A 20,957-nucleotide genomic window follows, 5' to 3' on the forward strand; every position below is an offset into this window, starting at 1 on the left:
CAACGACGACGATCCCGCGCAGTCGCTGCAAGAAGGCAGGGAGCGTTCTTGATTCAGTGCGCCAGCACCTGTGGCAAGCCACGCCCCTTGAAAATCGTTAGCTCTCTCAAGGAAAGAAAGATGACCAACGTACAACAGCTGCGCCCGCTCTTCACCAACAGCATTCTGCTGACCGACGACCACAACGACGCCATCAACCAGACCGCTTCGGCCGGTTCGCTGGTCAATGGCGCCTGCACGGCCATTCTGCAACAAGCCAACATGGATGTGCCGGCGATGCCGGAAATGGCCAAGCACCAGCAGACCGCACGTGACCATGCCAACCTCTGGATCAATACGCTGCAGCCGGCGTTGATCGGCAGCATTGGCGGCGTGGTCGGTTTCTCCAACCAGTTCAATGCCTACCTGGCCCCGCTGCTCAAGGCGGCCGCCAACGTCAACACGGACCCCACGGCTCGCAAGACAGTGGTCGAGGGCCTGCAACTGTTGCAGACCGCCGCAAACACACAAAAATCCAACGCGGTGCTGGCCAACCAGTCCGTGGACGATTTCCGCAAGAACTTCTCGGTCGATTTCTCGGCATTTGCCACTGATATCGACACGCTGACCCAGAAACTGGCCGGCGACAATGGCGAGATCATTCAACTGCAGGCGGAAATGGCCGCACGCCAGAAAGCCATGAACAACGACCTGACCATGATCGCCGCAGGTGCCACCGGTGCAGTGGTCGGGGTGCTGATGATCGCAGTGGGCGTTCTTGCCGAAATCCCCAGCGCCGGTCTTTCCACCGGCCTGATCGTGGCGGGAGGGGTCGTGGTGGCGGGTGGTGTGGCCGTGACCATCTACGGTTCGGTGGACTACTCCAGCAACATGAAAAAATACAAGGAGGCGGCGGAGAAACTTGCCGCAGACCAGGCGGAAATCGTGCTGATGACACATGCCAAGGGTCAACTGGGCACGTTGAACCAACAGATCAGCAACGCCATCGGCGCACTCAATGCCATGGAATCGTCCTGGCAGACCCTGATCAGCAGCCTGGACACGCTGATCAAACAAGTGCAGTCCACCGATGTCGACAGCGCGTTCCTCACCGCACAGCTCAATGCCGCCTGCAGTGATTGGGACGACATGGCCACCCAGGCGCGCAAGGTGCAGGACATGATCAACCCAGCCCCCGTTCCGCTTTCCGTCGTCGAGAACATCCCTACCTCAGCGGCCGCCTGAAGAGCGTTTGCGCGCCGGCTTGACCGGCGCGTTCCTCACTACCTTCATCGCTTCACCAGGGGAACGACATGACTCTGATGCAACGTTTCGACAGCGCTACGCTGTCGGCATTCAGCGTGCCCGCGATCGTGCATGGCACTTTGGCCGTCAGCAGCCTGCTCACACCGCTTGACCAGCTGTCCGCCAGTATCAGCCAGATGCCTGAGCTGAACTACGCATGCGTGCCCGGCCTGGCGCAGCACATCATTGAGCTCAAGCAACTGGCGGCCGCCTGGCCCACGCAATACCGGCCACCCCTGCTGGCCGCCATGCAGCAACTGCAAGGGTTCGGCGATCAGTTCATCAACCGTGACGCGCCTGCACTACGCCAGCTGTTCCAGGCCATGAACGAGGGTAATGCGCAAGCCCGCGTGCAAGCCGTGGCTCAAGTGGCCGCGCTTGAGCAGCAACTGGCCGGCCCGGTGTTCTCCCTCAACGCCGTCACCCAAGGGCTTGGCCAATACCTTGCGCAGTTGCACAGTGCATCGGCCGATCTCAATGGCGATGCCACACAGATCAGCCAGCGCCTTGAGACCGATCGCAATCAATCGGCGGTGCTCGCCCAGCAGATCGCCGGCCTGCAGTCCCAGCTCGATGCCGCACGTAATCGTGCCAAATGGTACTGGCTGATGGGGCCGCTGGCGGCCCTGCTCGCCCGCGAAATCGATTCGCTGGTATCCAACATCAGCGGTGTCACCGACCAGCTGAATCGCATTCGCGCCGACCAGGCGGCAAACGGGCAGGAAGCGGCGTACTTGCAGGCGTTGTTGCCGGCATTGTCCAACTACCTGGCAGCGGTCGATCAGATGGGCGCTGGCGTCAACGCAACGCTCGCCGGCACCCAGGCGCTGCAAAGCCAGTTGCAGCAACTGCAGCAGGCAATCGATTCGTCCGCTGTATCGGGTGCGTTCGCCAGCGCGCAACTGGACGCCGCCATCGCCGACTGGCAAGAAGTGCAGGCAAACATCGGCAGGCTTTCCTAGGCTGTGCAACGCAAACGCCCCGGCAAGCCGGGGCGTTCTGGGAGATCACACGGAGTCATGCACTAGCGGTTAACGAATACCCGACTGACGCAGCGCTGCCGGCTGGAAGTCGGCCTTGCTGGCAGTGAAGCCGAAGTCGTAGGACTTTTTCTCTTCGTTCTTCATCCCCAGCGCCAGGTAGCGGCCCGACTGCAGGTCATAGATGGCTTCCAGGGTGTACCACGGCACCTGCTTGTTGTAGTAATCCTGAGCATGCGCCTCGGAAACGCGCCACAGCTGGTTACGGCCGTCATATTGGTCGATCACCGCAGCCTGCCAGGTGTCTTCGTCGATGTAGAAGTCACGCTTGGCGTAAATGTGGCGTTGGCCTGGCTTGAGCGTGGCGACCACATGCCAGACCCGACGCAGCTCGTAACGGGCCAGGTCCTGGTTGATATGCCCGGCCTTGATGATGTCGCCGTATTTGAGCTTCGGATCGTCGAGCTTGTAGGCGTTGGAGGCAATGTACATCTCCTTCTTGCCTTCGAGCTTCCAGTCATAACGGTCCGGTGCACCGTTGTACATGTCCAGGTTGTCCGAGGTACGCAGGCCGTCGGCGGCGGTGCCTGGGCCGTCGTACGACACTTGCGGTGCCTGGCGCACGCGGCGCTGGCCGGCGTTGTAGATCCACGCCTTGCGCGGTTCCTTCACCTGGTCGAGGGTTTCGTGGACCAGCAACACGGTCCCGGCCAGGCGTGCAGGCGCGGTCACTTCCTGCTTGAAGTAGAACAGGATGTTGCCAGGGTTGCTCGGGTCGTAGTCCTTCATCTTGTCGCGGAAGACGAACTGGTCCGAGAAATACACCAGGCTGAACGAGCCGTTCTGCTGAGGCGTGGCCTGGGTCACCAGGCGACTGACACTGCCGCCGCGGTAACGGGTGATGTGGTTCCAGATGACTTCGAGGCCGCTTTTCGGGATTGGGAACGGAATAGCGGTCTGGAAGTTGTTCAGGCCGTTGCCGCCTTCGACCAGCGTGGTCGCAGTGGCGTTTTTCTTGATGGCGGCGAACACATCATCCGGCACGGTGGCGCCACGGTGGGTCTTGTACACCGGGATCTTGAAGGTGTCCGGGTAGCGTTTGAGCATCGCCACCTGGCCCGGTGACAGCTTGTCCTTGTACTGGTCGACGTTCTGCGCAGTGATGGTGAACAGCGGCTTCTCGCTGCTATAAGGGTCGGAGAGGAAGCCCCGGGCATCGGCTGTGCCGGCAGTGGTCGACAGCGGTTGCCACGGGCCGATGGAGCCATCGGCATTACCGGCCTTTTCCGCGCCCATCGGGGTCAGGGTACTGCCCAGCTTGGCCGCTTCATCGGCGGAAACCGCAGCCATGACGCTGGTCGCCAGCAGGGACAGGCCCAGTACACCGGCTTGCAGCAGACTTCTGGTCTTGTTCATGTCGTCTCGTCCTGGATCTGTGTGCTTAGAAGTTCACGCCGAAGCTGAGGGCGACGAAGTCGCGATCATCCACGGTGCTGTACTTGCCGTCGAAGAAGTTGGTGTACGACAGGCTTGCGGTGTAGGTGTTCTGGTACTCGGCGTCCAGGCCCAGGCTGATGGCCTTGCGGCCTTCCTCGAAGTTGGCGCCAGGGCCTGGCGAGTAGCCGGATACGTCATGCGACCAGGCCACGTTGGGCTTGAGGTTGACCCCGGCGAACACGTCGTTGTAGTCCCAGATGACCCGGGCGCGATAACCCCAGGAGGTGCTGGTGGTGTAGCCGTCGTTTTCGCACTTGCGGTTCAGGTTGGCGGTCGAGGCACCGGCCCCGGCGCCAGCGATGGTGCTGGCATTGAGCGCCTGGCAGGTGTCGGCGCCACCGGTGGCTGGCAGCGGGCCTGGGCCGAATACCGGGTCGCGGCCGTAGCGGGTTTCGTGCGCGTTTTCCAGGCCACCGACGTGGGTCACGCCCACTTCGCCCACCACAGTCATGCGGCTGGCGCCCATCACCTGGTCGAAGAAGTGCGTCAAGGTGGTCTGGAACTGGGTGATTTCCTTGCGGCGATAACCGTGCAGGTCTTGGCCTGGGGTGCCGGTGAGCAGCGAAGCATTGCTCAGTGCGCCCCCGATCGGGCGCACGCCGGCGAACAGGATGTCGGTGGTGTTCAACTGCACCGGGGCATTCGGCCGGTAGCTGAGTTCACCGCTCCACGCGGTACCGGTAGGCAAGGTGGTGGAGAAGCTCAGGCCATACAGGCGGATATCTTCAGGGTATTCGACGAAGTACTTCGAGTTGCCTGCCACGATAAGTGGGGCCAGGGCACGCAGCTGCGGTGGCAGCTGGCTCAGGCCGGCAAACACCGACGGCGCGGCGCCGGTGGCGCTGAAGATCGGGGCGCGGCTGTGGTAGTTCATGAAGTAGGCGCCGAATTCGGTATCCAGCGGCTCGAACATGTAACGCATGGCCACGCCGAACTGGCCGCTGTCACGGGCGTCGCGGTCGGCGCCACGGGCGACCATCACGCCTTCTTCGTTGATGTTCACGCCACGGGTGGCCAGGAAGCCCTGGGCCGCTGCTGGCACCGTGCGGCTGCTGTTGAGCACGCGCAGGTTGTCGGTGCAGCCGTCGGCGATGATGTCGGGCTGCGAGAAGAAGGTGCCGCAGTTGTCGACGACGGTCTGGTCCCACTCGATCTGGTAGAAGGCCTCGGCCGACAGGTTGTCGGTGAGGCTCTGCGAGATGTAGAACATGTTGACCGGGATCAGGCCTTCCTTGATCTCGGCACCAGGGCGGCGGAAGGCGGCCACGTCGATCGGGTTGATCGAGTTGATGCCGCCGCCGATGAAGGTACTTTCACCCCAGCTGACCACCTGCTTGCCGAAGCGTACCGAGCCTGGCTGATCGCCGATCGAGTAGTTGTGGTACACGAAGGCGTCGAGCAGCTGGGCCCCGGAGGACTTGGCGCCTTCCTTGCGATTGGAGTCGCTGATGTCCTTGAACTCGCGGCTTTCGTCCTTCAGTTCGAAGTCGTACCAGTACTTGCCACGCACGAACACGCCGGTGTCGCCGTACTTCAACTCGAGGTCATGGATGCCCTTGAAGATCTTCGAGAAGGTTTCACCCTTCTTGAAGTTGAGGTGGCCATCGTCGGAGGTTTGCGACAGGCCCTTGCCGCCGTTGTTGACCCCGATGAGGTTCTTGTTCGGGTTGGCGGTCGACCAGCTGGCCCCGACAGAGAGCGACGAATCGAACTGGCCTTCGATTTCCCCGATGTTGAAACTGACCGCGAAAGCAGGACTTGCAAGCGTGGAAGCAAGGCTGACGGCCAAGGGCAACTTGGCCCGACGCCAGAACGGGTGTGCAGATTTCATCGACGCTACTCCATGTACTTTTTTGTTATGGCAGTGAGTCCTTTCAAGAACGGCCCGAAAGACCGGTATGCGGGTTTTCACCCGCGGCGACACGTGTTGCGCGTGTCGCCCTCCCCCATTCCTGAAAATCCCCTGGCCCCGACTATAGCCAGCAGACCTAGGTGCTTGATCCCTCTAAAGTGTGATTTGCACACTGGCCGCCAATTCGCCCCGGCGTGGTCCCGGGTAGCGCGTTGGCAAGGCAGAAGCATGGCGCATTTTTGCCGTTTGGCAAGGCGCCGACCGCTCTGGCCTGCGGGTCGTGTTCCGAGGGTCACGACCCGCAGCGCGGTTACAACGTGGAAAGGAACGCGCTGTTGCTGGCCTGCCATTGAACGATGTCTTGGCGGATACGCTTTTTGTCGAGTTTTCCTACACTGGTCTTGGGAATTTCTGTAACAACGGCGATCTGGCTGGGAATCGCCCACTTGTTGATGTGGCCTTCTTCGACGAAAGGCTTGAGGTGTTCCTTCAGCGCCTTGGCATCGACTACCTGCCCTTCGCGCACCACCAGCAGAGCAAATGGACGTTCGCCCCACTGCGGATCGGCGACGCCTACCACGGCCACTTCGCGAACGGCGGGGTGACGGCTGATCAAATCTTCCAGGTCCAGCGAAGACAGCCACTCGCCGCCAGTCTTGATGACATCCTTGATGCGGTCGCGGATATCGATGTAACCCATGCCGTCGAGGGTGGCGACGTCACCGGTGTGCAGCCAGCCGCCCTGCCACAGCTCCTCGCTTTTTTCCGGCTCCTTGAAGTAGCCCATGGTCAGCCAGGGCGCACGCAGCACCAGCTCGCCCTGGGTTTCGCCGTCGGCCGGGAGGAAATTGCCCTGGCCATCGACGATCGCCGCCTCCACCAACGGCACCGGCACGCCGGCCTTGATGCGATAGGTAACGCGTTCGTCCTCGCTGCCGGCCTGCAGTTCGTCGTTCAAATGCGCGGCCGAGATCAGCGGGCAGGTCTCGGACATGCCATACGCGGCGGTCAACTGAATGCCACGGGCCAGCGCGGCCTGATAGAGCGAGCGGTTGAGCGCGCTGCCGCCGATGATGATCTTCCAGCCGCCGAAGTCCTGGCCCTGGGAGCTTGGGCAGTTGAGCAGCATCTGCAGGATGGTCGGTACGCAGTGCGAGAAGGTGACCTTCTCTTCGCGCCACAGCTTGATCAGCATGTCCGGCTCGTAGCGCCCCGGGTACACCTGCTTCATGCCGAGCATGGTGGCCGCATACGGGATGCCCCAGGCATGCACGTGGAACATCGGCGTGATCGGCATGTATACATCGTTGCTGCCGAGCAGGCGCACGCTGTCGATGCTGCCGGTCACCGAAGCCTCGGCCAGGGTGTGCAGCACCAGCTGGCGGTGGGTGAAATAGACGCCCTTGGGGTTACCCGTGGTACCGGTGGTGTAGAAGGTGGTGGCCACCGAGTTCTCGTCGAAATCGGGGAAGTCGTAGTGCGGGCTGGCCGCCGCCAGCAGCTGTTCGTACTCGCCCACCAGGTTCGGCAGTTCGGCGGCATTGTCCGGGCCATCGGTCAGCAGCAGAGTCTTGTCGACCGTGGTCAATTGCCCGGCGATGGCCTGGTAGAGCCCTACGAAGTCGCTGTTGACCAGCACGAAGCGGTCTTCGGCATGGTTCATGGTGTAGAGGATCTGTTCGGGTGAAAGGCGCACGTTGATGGTGTGCACCACCGCGCCGATCATCGGGATGGCGAACATGCATTCCAGGTAGCGGTGGCTGTCCCAATCCATCACGGCCACGGTGTCACCGGCCTTGACCCCGGCTTCGGTCAGCACGTTGGCCAGGCGAGCGATGCGCTCGTTGAGCTGTGGATAAGTCAACCGCAACTGGTCGCGGTAGACGATCTCGCGGGTCTTTTCGTAGCGGCTGCCGGACATCAGCAGGCGTTTGATCAACAGAGGGAAGCTGTAGGCGCCCTCGGCGGGCTTGATGATGCGGGTCTGCAACATGGGTATCCCTTATCTGGAAAGCGAGCCGAACAAGTCTGGGATCTACTGTAGTTCGCCAATGTGACGGTCAAATCAGCCGAAGGAATGATTTGGCTGTGAGAGGTATGAGTGGCATTGTTCGGGGGATGGATCATCCCTGCCCTGCCAACGGAGCCCTACTGATGCCCAGCCCGCGTCGCGCCGTGTTTCTCGATCACCAATCCCTTGATCTTGGCGACCTCGATCTATCTCCGCTGCGAAGCCAGTTCGATGAGTTCGTGCTGTTCGATGCCACCCGCCCTGACCAGGTGGCCGATCGCTTGCAGGGCGCCGTGGCCGTGGTCAGCAACAAGGTCATGCTCGATGCCGAGGCGCTGGCGGCCAACCCGCAGCTCAAGCTGATCCTGGTGGCCGCCACCGGCACCAACAATGTCGACCTGGCAGCCGCTCGCGCCCAAGGCATCACCGTCTGCAACTGCCAGGGCTACGGCACCCCATCGGTGGCCCAGCACACCCTCGCCCTGCTGCTGGCCCTGGCCACGCGCCTGTGCGATTACAACCAGGCGGTGACCGACGGGCAATGGGCCAAGGCCAGCCAGTTCTGTCTGCTGGATTTCCCCATCGTTGAACTGGAGGGCAAGACCCTGGGCCTGCTCGGTCATGGCGAACTGGGCGGCGCCGTCGCGCGGCTGGCCGAAGCCTTCGGCATGCGCGTGCTGAGCGGGCAGATCCCCGGCCGCCCTGCGCGTGACGATCGCCTGCCGCTGGAAGATCTGCTGCCGCAGGTCGACGCCCTGACCTTGCATTGCCCGCTCAACGAGCACACCCGGCACATGATCGGTGCCCGCGAACTGGCCCTGCTCAAGCCCGGCGCGCTGGTGGTCAATACCGCCCGCGGCGGATTGATCGACGAACAGGCCCTGGCCGACACGTTGCGTAACGGCCACCTCGGCGGCGCCGCGACCGATGTGCTCAGCGTTGAACCGCCGGTCCATGGCAACCCGCTGTTGGCCGGGGATATCCCGCGCCTGATCATCACCCCGCACAGCGCCTGGGGTGCCGTGGAGTCGCGCCAGCGCATCGTCGGCCAGCTCAGCGAAAACGCTCAGGCCTTCTTCGCCGGCCAGCCACGCCGCGTGGTCAGCTGAGCGGTAAGGCTGGCTCTGCTACACTGCGCGACTTTTTTCAGGAGGCGTCGTCCATGGACCCGCGCAGTGAAGTATTGCTCCGCCAGGCGGACCTGTTCCAGGGTCCGCTGCTGATTGCCGGCGCCCCCGCCGACGACCTGCTTGGCCAACTGCCCCAGGCCCATGGCTGGACCTGGCATGCGGGCGACCAGGCCATCCTTGACGCTCGCTTTGCCGGGCGCAGCCATTATGGCGTCGAGGTGCCGCCAGTCGCGTTCGAAGCAGCGGTACTGTTCCTGCCCAAGTCGCGAGAACTGGCGGCCTACCTGCTCAACGCCCTGGCTTCGCGACTGGCCGGCCGCGAACTGTATCTGGTTGGCGAAAAGCGCGGCGGGATCGAAGGCGCGGCCAAGCAGCTGCAAGCCTTTGGCAAGCCGCGCAAGCTGGACAGCGCACGGCATTGCCAGTTGTGGCAGGTCACCGTGGACAACGCGCCCGAAGCCAAACCGCTGGTAAGCCTGGCCGAACGCTTCGAGCTCGACCTTGAAGATGGCCCATTACAGGTCGTCAGCCTGCCCGGGGTGTTCAGCCATGGCCGCCTCGACCGCGGTACGGCGCTGTTGCTCAAGCACTTGGACGATCTGCCGGTCGGCCACGTGCTGGACTTCGGCTGCGGGGCTGGAGTGCTGGGTGCCACGGTCAAGCGCCGTTATCCACAGAGCCAGGTCACGATGCTGGACGTGGACGCCTTCGCCGTGGCCGCCAGCCGTCTGACCTTGGAAGCGAACAACCTGGTAGGAGAAGTCATCAGTGGCGACGGGATCGATGCCGCGCCCACAAACCTGAGCCTGATCCTGAGTAACCCCCCGTTTCACACCGGGGTGCACACCAACTACCAGGCATCAGAAAACTTGCTGAAAAAATCAGGCCAACATCTGCGAAAAGGTGGCGAAATGCGCTTGGTTGCCAACAGCTTCCTGCGTTATCAGCCCTTGATCGAAGGGGCGCTTGGCAACTGCCAGACCCGTGCCGAGGCCGATGGCTTTCGCATCTACCGGGCAACACGCGGATAAAAACAGGGCTTGCCGAAAGCGTTTCGGCTAGGCAGAATCCGCTCCGTCCTAGGGGAGTAGTCTCCCGCAAGCACCCAGCTTGCCCGGCACGCGTCAACACACTTGGCCCACAGGCCATGGCGCGTGCGACCCAGCTCTGATGAGCAAGATCCGCACAGACGGATCCAGGGTTTGACAAGACCTATGACACGCACACCTTACCCGGGGCGGGAAGGCTGTACGTGTCATAGCCGTGTCGACCCGCCCCCGTAGGAACCCTGATGCTGGAATCTCTGCTAATCCCCACTGCGATCGTCGCCCTTGCCGAAATCGGCGACAAGACGCAACTGCTCGCACTCATTCTGGCTGCCCGCTTCCGCAAACCCTGGCCGATCATCGCCGGCATCGTCGCCGCCACACTGGCCAACCATGCCGCTGCGGGTGCCGTGGGTGCCTGGGTCGGCGGGTTCTTTAGCGAAACCATGCTGCACTGGATTCTCGCCGCCAGCTTCACCGCCACGGCCTTGTGGACGCTGGTGCCGGACAAGATGGATGACGACGAAAACCCCGCGCGCCGCTTCGGCCCGTTTCTGACCACGCTGATCGCGTTCTTCCTGGCCGAGATCGGTGACAAGACCCAGGTGGCCACGGTGATGCTGGCTGCACAGTATCCGCACCTGATCATGGTCATCATCGGCACCACCCTGGGCATGCTGATCGCCAACGTGCCGGTGGTGCTGGCGGGCAACTTCGCCGCTGACAAACTGCCGTTGACGCTGATTCGCCGACTGGCGGCGGCTGCGTTCATCGTGCTGGCGCTCGTCGCCGTCTACTCGGCGATGAAAAGCAGTGGGTGGGTGGGGTAACTGAGAACCGAGATTGTGGGAGCGGCTTTAGCCGCGAAGCAAGCGACGCTGTGCATGGCACCGGCTGCGCCGGTGTTCGCGGCTGAAGCCGCTCCCACTGGGTCCTGTTTCCGGCTGGCCGGAGAGGGCTGCACAGCAGCCCGCATTCCCTTACTTCTTGGCGGCCTGGTACAGCGGCATCACCTTCGGAATCGCCGCCTGCAACGAGGCAATCCGGCTTTCGGACGCCGGGTGGGTGCTCATGAACTCGGGCGGCGCGCCTTCGGAAGCCTTGCTCATCTTGTTCCACAAGGTGATCGCGGCATTCGGGTCATAGCCGGCACGCGCCGACAGTTCAAGGCCGATCAGGTCGGCTTCGTTCTCGTTGGCGCGGCTGTTGGGCAAAGTCATGGCGTAGTTCACCACCTGGTCGGCCAAGGCAATGCTGCTCTGGCCAAGGCCAAACAGCGCACCTGCGCCCTGGCGGGCCATTTCCACGCCATAGGCCTTGGACATGGCTTCACGGCTGTGTTCACGCAGGGCGTGGGCGATTTCGTGGCCTACCACCGCGGCAATTTCGGCGTCGGTGAGCTTGAGCTGGTCGATCAGGCCGGTGTACACGATGATCTTGCCGCCCGGGCCGCAGTTGGCATTGAGCTCGTCGCTCTTGATGACGTTGACTTCCCACTGCCATTGCGCGGCATCCGGGCGGAATTTCGGCGCTTGGGCGATCAGGCGGTCGGCAATGACCTGCACGCGCTTGGCATCGGCGCTGGACTTGTCCAGCACGCCCTTGCTCGACGCCTCGCCAAGGGTCTGCTGGTAAGACTGGGCGTACATCTGGTTGACCTCATCGGTCGAGAGCATGCTGAACATGTACTGCTTGCGCTCGACGCCGACAGCACCGCCGCTGGTGGTATTCACCGCCTGGCAACCTGCCAGCAGGATGCCAGCGCTCAATAGGCTGACGACAAAAGACTTACGCATGAAAACACTCCCTTTTTACATGCGCCGTATCCTAGGCCGAGTCGCCTGTTACCTGCCATAGCCGCAGGGAAGATTTCTTTTTATATACCGGCCTCTTCGCGGGCAAGCCCGCTCCCACAGGTATTCCATTGAGCCTGAAAGCAGTGGAGAACCTGTGGGAGCGGGCTTGCCCGCGAAGGGGCCGGCACAGGCAACGCATCAGGCCGGCGTCAGGCACTCCGGCGCATCCAGCTTGGGATCATTGACGAAATTCGCCAGTGCCCGCTCACGCAGTGTGGCCGGGGGGCTGGCCAACAGTTCGTGCAAGCGCGGCAACGGCGTTTCAGGGTCTAGCCATGCTGCCCGCCCCGCCTCATCGAGGATCAACGGCCGACGCTGATTCATCGCAGCCTGGGTCACGACCGCGCAGCTCAACCACACCTGGTCCTGCACCGGGTAGGCTTCCCACACGGCGGCAAAATACAGCGATGACCCCTCCCCTGGCGTCAGCCAATAGGGCCGCTTGCGCACCGTGCCGCGCCATTCATAAAAGCCGTTGGCCGGCATCAGGCAGCGACGCAGGCGCAACGCTTCACGGAACATGGGCTGTTCGGCCAGGGTTTCGGCACGGGCATGGGCCGGGGTGCGGGAAAGGTCGGTGAGCCAGGCCGGGGTCAGCCCCCAACGGGCCTTGGCCAGCTGCATCTGGCCATCGAGCTGGCGCTGGATCAGCACCGAGGCGCCGGGCGAGATATTCCATTGCGCCGGCTGGCCGACCGGAAAGCCTGGCAGGCTTGCCAGCTCCTGGGGCCAGCGAAACAGGGCGTAGCGTCCACACATGGGCGAAATCAAAACCTAGCAGATCAAGGTACCGGGATAACTCTCCGGTTCGTCGCCGGCAAGCGGCTGGGCGCCATTGTACGCATCGATCAGCTGCCGTGCGTAACCGGCCTGCTCGTCGGCCACGGCGAGGCCGAGCAAACCTTGCATCGGCAACTCGCCAACGCCGCCCATCAGGTCGCGGCCGACCAGGTGCACGTCGATGCCCTCGCTGGCCAGCATGCCGATCAGCATTTGCGCCTCAAGCAGGTTTTCCGGATCGTAGATTCGTTGCATCAGTCGTTCTCACCGTACACATCGAGCATCCATTCCTCGCCATGAACCTGCAGCACGAAGCGGATAGGCTTACAGCATACCTGGCAGTCTTCGATGTACTCTTGGTCGCCTCCGGACAGGTCCACCGTAGTCTCGACTTCTTCACCACAATAGGGGCAATCGTAGATCGCAGTTTCCAGCATCGCGGCCTCCGGGGTGACTTGTGCGTATAATTGCCGGTCTGTTTACAGGGCCCGTGTGTGTTCGAGCCGTTTTTCGGACCCCGACCCTATCTATTACCCTAGCCGTTTCCAACAAGAGAGCATGATGGGCGAATTCGATGCCATCCGACCATACGACGACGCTGAGGTCCCTGCCGTTCTGGCACGCCTGCTCAGCGACCCGGCATTCCTCGATATCCTCACCCACTTCCGCTTCCCCCGCGCTGCCGGCACCTTCGGCTGGCTGCTCAAGCCGCTGATCGCCCGCCGCCTGCGCAAGGAATTCGCCGGGGTCACCTGCGTTTCCACCCTGCAGGACAAGGTCGAATATTACGTCGACCAGACCATCGATCGGGCCACCGACGGCGTCACCTACACCGGCGTCGAGCAGCTCAAGTCCGGTACCGCCTACCTTTTTTTGGCCAACCACCGCGACATCGTCATGGACCCGGCCTTCGTCAACTACGCGGTGTACCACGCCGGCCTGCCGACGCCGCGCATCGCCATTGGCGACAACCTGCTGCAAAAGCCGTTCGTCAGCGACATGATGCGCCTGAACAAGAGCTTCATCGTGCACCGCTCGCTGAGCGGTCGTCGTGAAAAACTCGCGGCCTACCAGCTGCTCTCGGCTTACATCAACCACTCCATCCGCAACGACAGCGCCTCGATCTGGATCGCCCAGGCCGAAGGCCGCGCCAAGGATGGGGATGATCGCACCGATTCGGCGATCCTCAAGATGTTCCACATGAGCCGCAAGGACGAGCCGTTCGGCGCGGTGATCCAGGGCCTGAACCTGACGCCGGTATCGATCAGCTACGAATACGACCCTTGCGACCAGGCCAAGGCGCGCGAGCTGTACATACGCGCCACCACCGGCACCTACAAGAAAGCGCCGGGCGAAGACGACAACAGCATCGCCAAGGGCATCACCGGCTACAAGGGCCGCGTGCACATCCACTTCGCGCCGCCAGTGACCGAGTTCTTCGATGACACCAAGCAGCTGGCTCAGGAGATCGATCGCCAGATCCTCGGTGGCTACCGGTTGTTCCCGGTGCACTACCTGGCCTATGCGATGTGGGGCGAGAAGGACGAGGCCCTGCAGGTGCCAAGCGCCGAGAAGGTGTTCCCGGCCGATGAGCTGGCCAAGGCCAAGGAAGAATGGCAGCGCCGCCTGGACGCCTGCCCTGAAGAGCAGCGCCCGTACCTGGTGTTGCAATACGCGACGCCGGTGCGCAACCAGTATCAGGTCAAGCAGCAGGCGCCGGTTGCCTGATCATGCAGGGGCCGCCTTGCGGCCCCTCACTGGTCAGATCCAGGTACTGAACCAGGACAGCAGCAACGCCATGGCCAGGCAGGAAAAACCGAGGATGTAGTAGTAGCGCGGCACCCGCTGGTCGAACGCATCCACTACCCCTTCGTCCATTGCCAGGCTTTCACGACTGATGGCCTCGCGACGCCGCGCGCTGTGCACCAGCAGCCCGCCTGGGCAGGTCATCAGCAATGCCAGCAGATTGATCAGCTTGGTCGGGTGGGCGGCCAGGAAACCCCAGAGCACTTGCAACGACATCACGCAACCTCGGTTTAAACGACAGCGAAGGCCGGCATTCTACCGAAGACCGCCCTTGGCGCTCGGATTTGGCGACAAAATGTCACTAAATTTCATCTGTCATGAGCACGTCATCAGAACAGGCCACCCTGTCGGCCTTTCTCGAACCGGAGCTCTTTCATGCTGCACGCCGAAAACCAGGACCGCCTCTATCTCGTTGCCCAGAGCGATGAGCAGCAGGCGTTGATCGATGGTTTCGCCATCAACGTTCAGGACCGCCGGTGGCTGGTTTACTGTGCGCTGGGCGGGCATGTGCACGAACATTTGCCGGAAGTGGACCTGCTGACGGGCGTCAGCTTGCTGGACTTCCACATCGAAGCTGCATGAACTTTCTAGGGCCTCTTCGCGGGCGGTCCGACGTCTCGGCAAGCCCGCTCCCACAGGTACCCCACAAGTTTCAGGGGTGAAGATAAACCTGTGGGAGCGGGCTTGCCCGCGAAGAGGCCGGCACGGCCAATAAAAAAACCCGCTGCTTGGCGCCAGGCAGCGGGTTTTCATCTACAGCTAACGACTTACTCGCCCAGTACCTGGCCGATGGTCGGATCTTTGAACAGGCGGGTCAGAGCATCGCTCAACACGTCACTGACCAGCTTGGTGTTGGTTTCCTGGTTCGGCGCCATGCCAAAACGCTGGTCCAGCGAAGCACCGTAGCGGCCGCTGTAACGGCGGTTGGCGTTCGACACATCAGCACGGAACGTAGCGCCGATGGTGGCTTCGGTCACGTACATGTTGTCCTTGGGCGACTGGTACTTAAGTTCCGCCAGGGTCACGGTCAACTGTGGCGCGTTGTAGGCATTGGGCGTCGGGGTGAAGCCGAGCAGTCGCACTGCGGCTTCAGCCTGGGCCTGCACCTTGGGCACGATATCGTTGCCACTGACGCTGATGGTGCTGGTCTCGGGGTACATGCCACCACGAGTGCCCAGCGACTGCGAAGCCCGACCGTCGACAACCTTGACCACCACCGGCTGACCATGACCGACCGGGGCGAGCTGGGCGTTGAGCTTGGGTTGCGGGCTGAGTTGTTGCGGGCTGTGGGCACAACCGACCAGGCTGAGGCTGGCCACGGCAAGCAAACCGAACAACAAACGTTGCAACATGCGCGTTTCTCCAGAAAAGGCGGCAAAGGCCAGCAGTATACCTAGCCAGGCATGCACCAGTCATCGGCCTCGCCTTGCTGTCACAATCGTTTCATGGCCGCACCGTTATCCTTGCGCCAAGCCCTAACGCACAGGACTCACTGCCATGGCCTCGCTCTGGACCCTGCTCTTCCAACGCCCGCGCCACCGCCACTATGCCCGCCTCGACAGCGACGGCAATTGCCTGGCTTTCAAGCAATGCAGCCAACCGCCAGCAGGCAGCGGCTGGGTGCAGGTCGAAGAAGTGCACCTCGCCTGGCTGGGTCGGCCACTGCCCGCGAGCGCCCGGGTTTGCACCCGCGCAAACCGCCATTGGCAGCGCCGCACCCTGCCAGCCTGACAAACGCTGCAATAAAAACCACGAATAACGACCTTTCTGCCCGCGACATCGCTATAATCTCCCCCCGATTATAAGGACGTCTCCTGATCGGGCCCCGCATTTGCCGTTTGACCCCGGCACCTTCACCGCTTCGCCCACAGAGAGCCTTCCACTCAGGTCTTGCATCGGCTGTCGTGCCTGCTTTTCCGGCCCTTCGCACTGCATGAACCTGCGGGTTGCCATCGCGCAGTCCCCTTTTGAGGTTCACGTCTCCAAAAGAGCGTGGAAAAACGGTTTTCACTACTTCACAAGAGTGTGGCGAGCAAATGAACAGTCTGGCATGTGCAAAAGCGGCAGATGTGTCCCGAACAGCCCTGAACAGGCGGCTAAGGCGCTCGGTTTCCATGAGCATCTGAGGTCGTTCCATAGCGCACGCACGACACCTTGACCATAAGTCGAATTGCCGCACCCATGGCAATCAGGGTTCAATATCGCAACCCGAAGACTGATTGGCGGTGTCCGCGGAAGTGGCAAGAACTGCGAAGAGTCGGACATGGCAATCCTGGCACCCCAGGATTCTCATGCTGTCAATTAGGTAGCTGTAGATTGTGGAGACGCGTTAAATGGCGCAGAACGAATCGGTTGATGTAGTACTGGTAGGCGCGGGCATCATGAGTGCCACCCTGGCCGTACTGCTCAAGGAGCTCGACCCGACCCTCAAGCTGGAGGTCGTCGAGGCGATGGACTCCGGGGCCGCGGAAAGCTCCAACCCCTGGAACAACGCAGGCACCGGCCACGCCGGCCTGTGCGAGCTGAACTACACGCCCCAGGCCGCCGATGGCAGCATCGACATCAAGAAGGCCGTGCACATCAATACCCAGTTCGAGGTTTCGCGCCAGTTCTGGGCGTACCTGTGCAAGAAGAGCAATTTCGGCTCGGCCCGTGCTTTCATCAACCCTGTCCCGCACCTGAGCTATGTCGAAGGTGAAAAGGGTGTGTCCTTCCTCAAGAAGCGTTTCGAGCTGCTCAAGCAGCACCACGCCTTCGCCGAGATGGAATACACCGAAGACAAGGCGGTAATGAACGACTGGATGCCGCTGATGATGCCTGGCCGCCCGGCCGACCAGCAGATCGCCGCCACCCGTGTGAGCAAGGGCACCGACGTCAACTTCGGCGCCTTGACCAACAAGCTGCTCAAGCTGTTGGGCGATTCGCCGGACGCGCAGGTCAAGTACAGCAAGAAAGTCGTCGGCCTGCGCCGTAACGGCGCTGGCTGGACCGTCAGCATCAAGGACGTCAACAGCGGCGGCAGCCGTGAAGTCGACGCCCGCTTCGTCTTCCTCGGCGCCGGCGGCGCGGCCCTGCCGCTGCTGCAGGTGTCCGGCATCCCGGAAAGCAAAGGCTTCGGCGGGTTCCCGGTGAGCGGCCAGTGGCTGCGTTGCGACAACCCGGAAATCGTCAAGCAGCATCAGGCCAAGGTGTACAGCCAGGCCGCCGTCGGCGCGCCGCCGATGTCGGTACCGCACCTCGACACCCGTGTCGTGGACGGCAAGACCTCGCTGCTGTTCGGCCCGTACGCCGGTTTCACCACCAAGTTCCTCAAGCATGGCTCGTTGATGGACCTGCCGCTGTCGGTGCGCATGGGCAACATCGGCCCGATGCTGGCCGTGGCCCGCGACAACATGGACCTGACCAAGTACCTGGTCAGCGAAGTGATGCAGTCGATGGAACAGCGCCTCGAAGCACTGCGCCGCTTCTACCCACAGGCCAAAGCCGAAGACTGGCGCCTGGAAGTGGCAGGCCAGCGCGTGCAGATCATCAAGAAAGACCCGAAGAAAGGCGGCATTCTGCAGTTCGGCACCGAGCTGGTCTCGGCCCAGGACGGCAGCCTGGCCGCACTGCTCGGCGCCTCGCCGGGCGCTTCGGTGACCGTGTCGATCATGCTCGAGCTGATCGAACGCTGCTTCCCTGAACAAGCCAAGGGTGCCTGGGCTGCCAAGCTCAAGGAAATCTTCCCGGCCCGCGAGAAGACCCTGGCCACCGACGCAGCCCTGTACCACAAGATCAGTGCCGACAACGATGTGGCGCTGGAGCTGGTGGAAGACAGCCCGGCCAAGCATTACGCCTGATCCGGCAGAAACGAAAAAACGCCCCTCGGGGCGTTTTTTTGTGCCTGATTCTTTGCCAGCCTGTGCCGGCCTCTTCGCGGGACAAGCCCGCTCCCACAAGTCTGGCGGTGATTTCTGTGGGAGCGGGCTTGCCCCGCGAATAGGCCGGTACAGATTACAAATTAACCGCGGGCGTTATCGATGATCTCGATGTACTCCGGGGCCGTACGCTGGTCAGCGATCTGCTCGACGAAGGTCTGGCCATGCTCGTCCTTGCCATCGAGGTCATAGCCCGCCTCGACGAAGAAACCGACAAAGCGCTCGAAGTCGTCCACGCGCAGCCCACGGTAGGCCTTGACCAACTTGTGCAGCGACGGCGAGGTCACACCATCGGCCGGCTCGAACTGGAGGAACGACTTGATGTAGTCGTCGCTGATTTCGTCACCAATCACCTGCTTCTTGTCTTTACGCATTGCCGGCTCCAACTGGACCATCACGGGATTTCGAAGGCCGGCAGTTTACCCCTCACAAGCGGCGTGCCTCAACGCGTACGTACCGTACCGGTGTGCAGGTCGGCCCAGATGTGGCCGTTGGCGTAGGTCAGAAACTGCACATAGACCGTCTCGTTACGCAGCAGGTCCATCACCACGCGGTAGTCGCTGACCGGGTAATTCAGGCTCAGGATACGGGACTTGTCGTCGTACAGCGGTTTTTTCAGGCTCTTGCCGGCCTCGCCTTCGAAGGTGAGCAGCACCTGGGCGATGCTTGCGCCTTTGCTCAGCGGCTTGCCTTTGAGGCGTACCTGCAGCGCGCGGGTAATCGGGATAGGTTGCTGGTCGGACTGACGCTGGGCGGCCACCACCACCGAATAATCGGTGACCTGCAGCAGTTGCTGAGCCGTCGGCGCTTCCTGTCGCAGGGCTTGCTCATCGGGCGGGAGAAACTGGCTGTGCAGCGGTGCTGCGGCGAGCGGCAGGCTGACTGCCAGCAGCAGGGGGAAAATCGCACGCATGTGAGGCTCCTTGGCATGAAGGAGCACTCTAGCACGCCGAACTGCGGCGACTATCAATCGAACTGCGCGAGCATCCAGGCCTGGTATGCGGCCACACCCTCTTCGCCCTCACGCGGCGCCCAGTGGGCATGCTCACCCTCGACCAGGGGCGTGTACGGCCCTGCCTTGCAGTCGAACAGCACACTGTCGGCCTCCAGCACTACCAGCGAATGATAGACACGCGGCGGCACGTCCACACCGATGCAATCGCCGCCGGCCTGCAGGACACGCTTGTCGATCACCACGCCATTCTCATCGAACACCAGCAGACCCAACCGTCCCTTCAAGGCCAGCAGGGTTTCCGCCTTGTCGTCACTGAGGTGGCGATGAGGGGCAATGTAAGTGGACGGCTGCAGCCCGACTGCCAGCCGATGAAACGGCTCCTGAGCATCGTGAAAGCTGTGATGGTGCCGCCCACGCGGACTTTCAGCGGCTTTTTGTGCCAGCTCAGCGAACAGCGATCGGTCGATGTACGCAGGCTGGCTCATGATCAAAGTCCTTTGACGGCGAAGATGCCGTTCGCGTTGCGCCAGTACCCTTTATAGTCCATGCCGTAACCGAAGATGTAGCGATCGATGCAGGGCAGGCCGACGTAGCTGGCCTTGAGGTCCGGGCTGGCCTTGCGGTCGTGGTCCTTGTCGATCAGTACGGCGGTGTGCACCGAGCGAGCGCCTGCATGTTTGCAGAACTCGATGATGGCGCTGAGGGTATGGCCCTCGTCGAGGATGTCGTCGACGATCAGCACGTCACGGTCGATGAACGACACCTCCGGCTTGGCCTTCCAGAACAGTTCACCGCCGCTGGTCTGGTTGCGGTAGCGGGTGGCGTGCAGGTACGACGCCTCCAACGGGAACTGCAGATGCGTCAGCAGTTTGCCGGCGAAGATCAGGCCGCCGTTCATCACGCAGAACACCACCGGGTTCTTGTCGTGCAGGTCCTGGCAGATCTGCTGGCCGACCTTGGCAATCGCCGCTTCGACTTCAGCTTCGTTGTACAGGCAGTCTGCCTCGCGCATGACTTGACGGATGTGCTCGAGATCAGCGGACATGGCGCTCTCCGGGGGGCATTTTGGAAAAGCGGGCAAAGGTACGCATCCGCTCGTCACAGATCAAGCATTTATGGACTAACGTGCAAAAGGACTGCACGACAGCAAAGGCTGAATAGATTAATCTAGCGCGGTTTTTTTGCCCGCCTTTCGGAGCCCCCTATGCCCACTCGTGAGATCCGCCACCCGCTGATCCGCCACAAGCTCGGCCTGATGCGCCGTGCTGACATCAGCACCAAGAATTTTCGCGAACTCGCCCAGGAAGTCGGCGCGCTGTTGACCTACGAAGCCACCCAGGACCTGCCACTCGAAACCTACGAGATCGATGGCTGGTGTGGCAAGGTACAAGTTGAAAAAATCGCCGGCAAGAAGATCACCGTGGTGCCGATCCTGCGCGCCGGTATCGGCATGCTCGACGGCGTGCTCAGCCTGATTCCGGGCGCCAAGGTCAGCGCCGTAGGCGTCGCCCGCAACGAGGAAACCCTCGAAGCTCATACCTACCTGGAAAAGCTCGCGCCGGACATCAACCAGCGCCTGGCCCTGATCATCGACCCGATGCTGGCCACTGGCGGCTCGATGGTCGCCACCATCGACCTGCTGAAAAAAGCCGGCTGCAAGGAAATCCGCGCGATGGTCCTGGTTGCCGCGCCTGAAGGCATCGAAGTGGTGGAAAAAGCCCACCCGGATGTGCAGATCTACACCGCCTCGATCGACCAGCGCCTCAACGAGCACGGCTACATCGTGCCGGGCCTGGGTGATGCCGGCGACAAGATCTTCGGCACCAAGCAGAAGGACGCCTGA

Annotated in this window: 23 protein-coding genes and 1 riboswitch; of the genes, 10 read left to right on the plus strand and 13 right to left on the minus strand. The window is 62.1% G+C overall.

Features of this window, described 5'->3' with window-relative positions; translation table 11 throughout:
* Window positions 1-120 precede the first annotated feature (120 nt).
* Together ACIPZF_RS08670 and ACIPZF_RS08675 are read left to right on the plus strand one after the other, a co-directional pair.
* On the plus strand, window positions 121-1,224 hold the full coding sequence (locus tag ACIPZF_RS08670) for an HBL/NHE enterotoxin family protein (protein WP_400797735.1): 1,104 nt from the start codon (window positions 121-123) through the stop codon (window positions 1,222-1,224).
* Between the two features lie 68 nt (window positions 1,225-1,292).
* Window positions 1,293-2,246: an HBL/NHE enterotoxin family protein gene (locus ACIPZF_RS08675; protein WP_400797738.1), complete on the plus strand. Its 954-nt coding sequence runs from the start codon at window positions 1,293-1,295 to the stop codon at window positions 2,244-2,246.
* A gap of 69 nt (window positions 2,247-2,315) precedes the next feature.
* Here the strand turns inward: ACIPZF_RS08675 and ACIPZF_RS08680 are convergent, their stop codons facing one another.
* The 3 genes from ACIPZF_RS08680 to ACIPZF_RS08690 all read right to left on the minus strand — a co-directional run bounded on the left by ACIPZF_RS08680 (window position 2,316) and on the right by ACIPZF_RS08690 (window position 7,606).
* A complete protein-coding gene (locus ACIPZF_RS08680) occupies window positions 2,316-3,680 on the minus strand; it encodes a DUF1329 domain-containing protein (RefSeq protein WP_400797740.1) in 1,365 nt (454 codons plus the stop codon).
* A 25-nt stretch (window positions 3,681-3,705) separates the two neighbouring features.
* Window positions 3,706-5,592, minus strand: coding sequence for a DUF1302 domain-containing protein (locus tag ACIPZF_RS08685; RefSeq protein WP_400797743.1), 1,887 nt, complete (start codon window positions 5,590-5,592; stop codon window positions 3,706-3,708).
* A gap of 331 nt (window positions 5,593-5,923) precedes the next feature.
* Window positions 5,924-7,606, minus strand: coding sequence for a fatty acid--CoA ligase (locus ACIPZF_RS08690; protein ID WP_400797746.1), 1,683 nt, complete (start codon window positions 7,604-7,606; stop codon window positions 5,924-5,926).
* A 161-nt stretch (window positions 7,607-7,767) separates the two neighbouring features.
* Between ACIPZF_RS08690 and ACIPZF_RS08695 the strand changes: the two genes are divergently transcribed.
* The 3 genes from ACIPZF_RS08695 to ACIPZF_RS08705 all read left to right on the plus strand — a co-directional run bounded on the left by ACIPZF_RS08695 (window position 7,768) and on the right by ACIPZF_RS08705 (window position 10,630).
* Window positions 7,768-8,733 carry a 2-hydroxyacid dehydrogenase gene (locus tag ACIPZF_RS08695; RefSeq protein WP_400797748.1) on the plus strand — a complete coding sequence of 322 codons (966 nt, stop codon included), beginning with the start codon at window positions 7,768-7,770 and terminating at the stop codon, window positions 8,731-8,733.
* Window positions 8,734-8,786: 53 nt separating this feature from the next.
* Window positions 8,787-9,785, plus strand: coding sequence for a methyltransferase (locus tag ACIPZF_RS08700; RefSeq protein ID WP_400797750.1), 999 nt, complete (start codon window positions 8,787-8,789; stop codon window positions 9,783-9,785).
* A 39-nt stretch (window positions 9,786-9,824) separates the two neighbouring features.
* Window positions 9,825-9,957, plus strand: a riboswitch (yybP-ykoY riboswitch).
* 88 nt (window positions 9,958-10,045) lie between these two features.
* Window positions 10,046-10,630 (plus strand): TMEM165/GDT1 family protein, encoded by a 585-nt coding sequence (locus ACIPZF_RS08705; protein WP_400797753.1) that lies wholly within the window; start codon window positions 10,046-10,048, stop codon window positions 10,628-10,630.
* 150 nt (window positions 10,631-10,780) lie between these two features.
* On the opposite strand, the gene ACIPZF_RS08710 is transcribed toward ACIPZF_RS08705, so the two are convergent.
* The 4 genes from ACIPZF_RS08710 to ACIPZF_RS08725 all read right to left on the minus strand — a co-directional run bounded on the left by ACIPZF_RS08710 (window position 10,781) and on the right by ACIPZF_RS08725 (window position 12,873).
* Entirely contained in the window at window positions 10,781-11,596 is an 816-nt protein-coding gene (locus tag ACIPZF_RS08710; protein ID WP_400797755.1) for a M48 family metallopeptidase, read from the minus strand.
* Window positions 11,597-11,794: 198 nt separating this feature from the next.
* Window positions 11,795-12,415: an SOS response-associated peptidase gene (locus ACIPZF_RS08715; RefSeq protein ID WP_400797758.1), complete on the minus strand. Its 621-nt coding sequence runs from the start codon at window positions 12,413-12,415 to the stop codon at window positions 11,795-11,797.
* 15 nt (window positions 12,416-12,430) lie between these two features.
* On the minus strand, window positions 12,431-12,691 hold the full coding sequence (locus ACIPZF_RS08720; protein WP_400797761.1) for a putative signal transducing protein: 261 nt from the start codon (window positions 12,689-12,691) through the stop codon (window positions 12,431-12,433).
* Window positions 12,691-12,873 carry a CPXCG motif-containing cysteine-rich protein gene (locus ACIPZF_RS08725; RefSeq protein ID WP_010225771.1) on the minus strand — a complete coding sequence of 61 codons (183 nt, stop codon included), beginning with the start codon at window positions 12,871-12,873 and terminating at the stop codon, window positions 12,691-12,693. The genes ACIPZF_RS08720 and ACIPZF_RS08725 overlap by 1 nt, the downstream gene beginning before the upstream one ends.
* A 124-nt stretch (window positions 12,874-12,997) precedes the next feature.
* On the opposite strand from ACIPZF_RS08725, the gene ACIPZF_RS08730 reads away from it, so the two are divergent.
* On the plus strand, window positions 12,998-14,164 hold the full coding sequence (locus ACIPZF_RS08730) for a 1-acyl-sn-glycerol-3-phosphate acyltransferase (RefSeq protein WP_400797764.1): 1,167 nt from the start codon (window positions 12,998-13,000) through the stop codon (window positions 14,162-14,164).
* Window positions 14,165-14,197: 33 nt separating this feature from the next.
* On the opposite strand, the gene ACIPZF_RS08735 is transcribed toward ACIPZF_RS08730, so the two are convergent.
* Window positions 14,198-14,458: a hypothetical protein gene (locus ACIPZF_RS08735; protein WP_400797767.1), complete on the minus strand. Its 261-nt coding sequence runs from the start codon at window positions 14,456-14,458 to the stop codon at window positions 14,198-14,200.
* 159 nt (window positions 14,459-14,617) lie between these two features.
* Here ACIPZF_RS08735 and ACIPZF_RS08740 point away from each other — a divergent pair, with 159 nt between their 5' ends.
* Window positions 14,618-14,824: a hypothetical protein gene (locus tag ACIPZF_RS08740; RefSeq protein WP_400797770.1), complete on the plus strand. Its 207-nt coding sequence runs from the start codon at window positions 14,618-14,620 to the stop codon at window positions 14,822-14,824.
* A gap of 185 nt (window positions 14,825-15,009) precedes the next feature.
* On the opposite strand, the gene ACIPZF_RS08745 is transcribed toward ACIPZF_RS08740, so the two are convergent.
* Entirely contained in the window at window positions 15,010-15,594 is a 585-nt protein-coding gene (locus ACIPZF_RS08745) for a YajG family lipoprotein (RefSeq protein ID WP_400797773.1), read from the minus strand.
* Between the two features lie 145 nt (window positions 15,595-15,739).
* Between ACIPZF_RS08745 and ACIPZF_RS08750 the strand changes: the two genes are divergently transcribed.
* Both ACIPZF_RS08750 and mqo read left to right on the plus strand, forming a co-directional pair.
* Window positions 15,740-15,973, plus strand: coding sequence for a hypothetical protein (locus ACIPZF_RS08750; RefSeq protein ID WP_400797775.1), 234 nt, complete (start codon window positions 15,740-15,742; stop codon window positions 15,971-15,973).
* A gap of 602 nt (window positions 15,974-16,575) precedes the next feature.
* A complete protein-coding gene (gene mqo / locus ACIPZF_RS08755) occupies window positions 16,576-18,081 on the plus strand; it encodes a malate dehydrogenase (quinone) (RefSeq protein WP_400797778.1) in 1,506 nt (501 codons plus the stop codon).
* 161 nt (window positions 18,082-18,242) lie between these two features.
* On the opposite strand, the gene ACIPZF_RS08760 is transcribed toward mqo, so the two are convergent.
* The 4 genes from ACIPZF_RS08760 to ACIPZF_RS08775 form a co-directional block, all read right to left on the minus strand.
* Window positions 18,243-18,533 (minus strand): PA4642 family protein, encoded by a 291-nt coding sequence (locus tag ACIPZF_RS08760; protein ID WP_400797781.1) that lies wholly within the window; start codon window positions 18,531-18,533, stop codon window positions 18,243-18,245.
* Between the two features lie 68 nt (window positions 18,534-18,601).
* Window positions 18,602-19,072: a hypothetical protein gene (locus tag ACIPZF_RS08765; protein ID WP_400797784.1), complete on the minus strand. Its 471-nt coding sequence runs from the start codon at window positions 19,070-19,072 to the stop codon at window positions 18,602-18,604.
* A 53-nt stretch (window positions 19,073-19,125) separates the two neighbouring features.
* Window positions 19,126-19,599 carry a WbuC family cupin fold metalloprotein gene (locus tag ACIPZF_RS08770; protein ID WP_400797787.1) on the minus strand — a complete coding sequence of 158 codons (474 nt, stop codon included), beginning with the start codon at window positions 19,597-19,599 and terminating at the stop codon, window positions 19,126-19,128.
* Between the two features lie 2 nt (window positions 19,600-19,601).
* Window positions 19,602-20,159: a hypoxanthine-guanine phosphoribosyltransferase gene (locus tag ACIPZF_RS08775; RefSeq protein WP_400797790.1), complete on the minus strand. Its 558-nt coding sequence runs from the start codon at window positions 20,157-20,159 to the stop codon at window positions 19,602-19,604.
* A gap of 159 nt (window positions 20,160-20,318) precedes the next feature.
* Here ACIPZF_RS08775 and upp point away from each other — a divergent pair, with 159 nt between their 5' ends.
* Complete coding sequence (gene upp / locus ACIPZF_RS08780) at window positions 20,319-20,957, plus strand: uracil phosphoribosyltransferase (protein ID WP_011532223.1); 639 nt, start codon at window positions 20,319-20,321, stop codon at window positions 20,955-20,957.

It is taken from the genome of Pseudomonas sp. NPDC089752 (genome assembly GCF_044748725.1).
GTDB lineage: Bacteria > Pseudomonadota > Gammaproteobacteria > Pseudomonadales > Pseudomonadaceae > Aquipseudomonas.

Bases quoted from the DNA above. Each gene is read 5' to 3' on its own strand.
- ACIPZF_RS08670 (WP_400797735.1), top strand. From the start codon at position 121: ATGACCAACGTACAACAGCTGCGCCCGCTCTTCACCAACAGCATTCTG.
- ACIPZF_RS08675 (WP_400797738.1), top strand. From the start codon at position 1,293: ATGACTCTGATGCAACGTTTCGACAGCGCTACGCTGTCGGCATTCAGC.
- ACIPZF_RS08680 (WP_400797740.1), bottom strand. From the start codon at position 3,680: ATGAACAAGACCAGAAGTCTGCTGCAAGCCGGTGTACTGGGCCTGTCC.
- ACIPZF_RS08685 (WP_400797743.1), bottom strand. From the start codon at position 5,592: ATGAAATCTGCACACCCGTTCTGGCGTCGGGCCAAGTTGCCCTTGGCC.
- ACIPZF_RS08690 (WP_400797746.1), bottom strand. From the start codon at position 7,606: ATGTTGCAGACCCGCATCATCAAGCCCGCCGAGGGCGCCTACAGCTTC.
- ACIPZF_RS08695 (WP_400797748.1), top strand. From the start codon at position 7,768: ATGCCCAGCCCGCGTCGCGCCGTGTTTCTCGATCACCAATCCCTTGAT.
- ACIPZF_RS08700 (WP_400797750.1), top strand. From the start codon at position 8,787: ATGGACCCGCGCAGTGAAGTATTGCTCCGCCAGGCGGACCTGTTCCAG.
- ACIPZF_RS08705 (WP_400797753.1), top strand. From the start codon at position 10,046: ATGCTGGAATCTCTGCTAATCCCCACTGCGATCGTCGCCCTTGCCGAA.
- ACIPZF_RS08710 (WP_400797755.1), bottom strand. From the start codon at position 11,596: ATGCGTAAGTCTTTTGTCGTCAGCCTATTGAGCGCTGGCATCCTGCTG.
- ACIPZF_RS08715 (WP_400797758.1), bottom strand. From the start codon at position 12,415: ATGTGTGGACGCTACGCCCTGTTTCGCTGGCCCCAGGAGCTGGCAAGC.
- ACIPZF_RS08720 (WP_400797761.1), bottom strand. From the start codon at position 12,691: ATGCAACGAATCTACGATCCGGAAAACCTGCTTGAGGCGCAAATGCTG.
- ACIPZF_RS08725 (WP_010225771.1), bottom strand. From the start codon at position 12,873: ATGCTGGAAACTGCGATCTACGATTGCCCCTATTGTGGTGAAGAAGTC.
- ACIPZF_RS08730 (WP_400797764.1), top strand. From the start codon at position 12,998: ATGGGCGAATTCGATGCCATCCGACCATACGACGACGCTGAGGTCCCT.
- ACIPZF_RS08735 (WP_400797767.1), bottom strand. From the start codon at position 14,458: ATGTCGTTGCAAGTGCTCTGGGGTTTCCTGGCCGCCCACCCGACCAAG.
- ACIPZF_RS08740 (WP_400797770.1), top strand. From the start codon at position 14,618: ATGCTGCACGCCGAAAACCAGGACCGCCTCTATCTCGTTGCCCAGAGC.
- ACIPZF_RS08745 (WP_400797773.1), bottom strand. From the start codon at position 15,594: ATGTTGCAACGTTTGTTGTTCGGTTTGCTTGCCGTGGCCAGCCTCAGC.
- ACIPZF_RS08750 (WP_400797775.1), top strand. From the start codon at position 15,740: ATGGCCTCGCTCTGGACCCTGCTCTTCCAACGCCCGCGCCACCGCCAC.
- mqo (WP_400797778.1), top strand. From the start codon at position 16,576: ATGGCGCAGAACGAATCGGTTGATGTAGTACTGGTAGGCGCGGGCATC.
- ACIPZF_RS08760 (WP_400797781.1), bottom strand. From the start codon at position 18,533: ATGCGTAAAGACAAGAAGCAGGTGATTGGTGACGAAATCAGCGACGAC.
- ACIPZF_RS08765 (WP_400797784.1), bottom strand. From the start codon at position 19,072: ATGCGTGCGATTTTCCCCCTGCTGCTGGCAGTCAGCCTGCCGCTCGCC.
- ACIPZF_RS08770 (WP_400797787.1), bottom strand. From the start codon at position 19,599: ATGAGCCAGCCTGCGTACATCGACCGATCGCTGTTCGCTGAGCTGGCA.
- ACIPZF_RS08775 (WP_400797790.1), bottom strand. From the start codon at position 20,159: ATGTCCGCTGATCTCGAGCACATCCGTCAAGTCATGCGCGAGGCAGAC.
- upp (WP_011532223.1), top strand. From the start codon at position 20,319: ATGCCCACTCGTGAGATCCGCCACCCGCTGATCCGCCACAAGCTCGGC.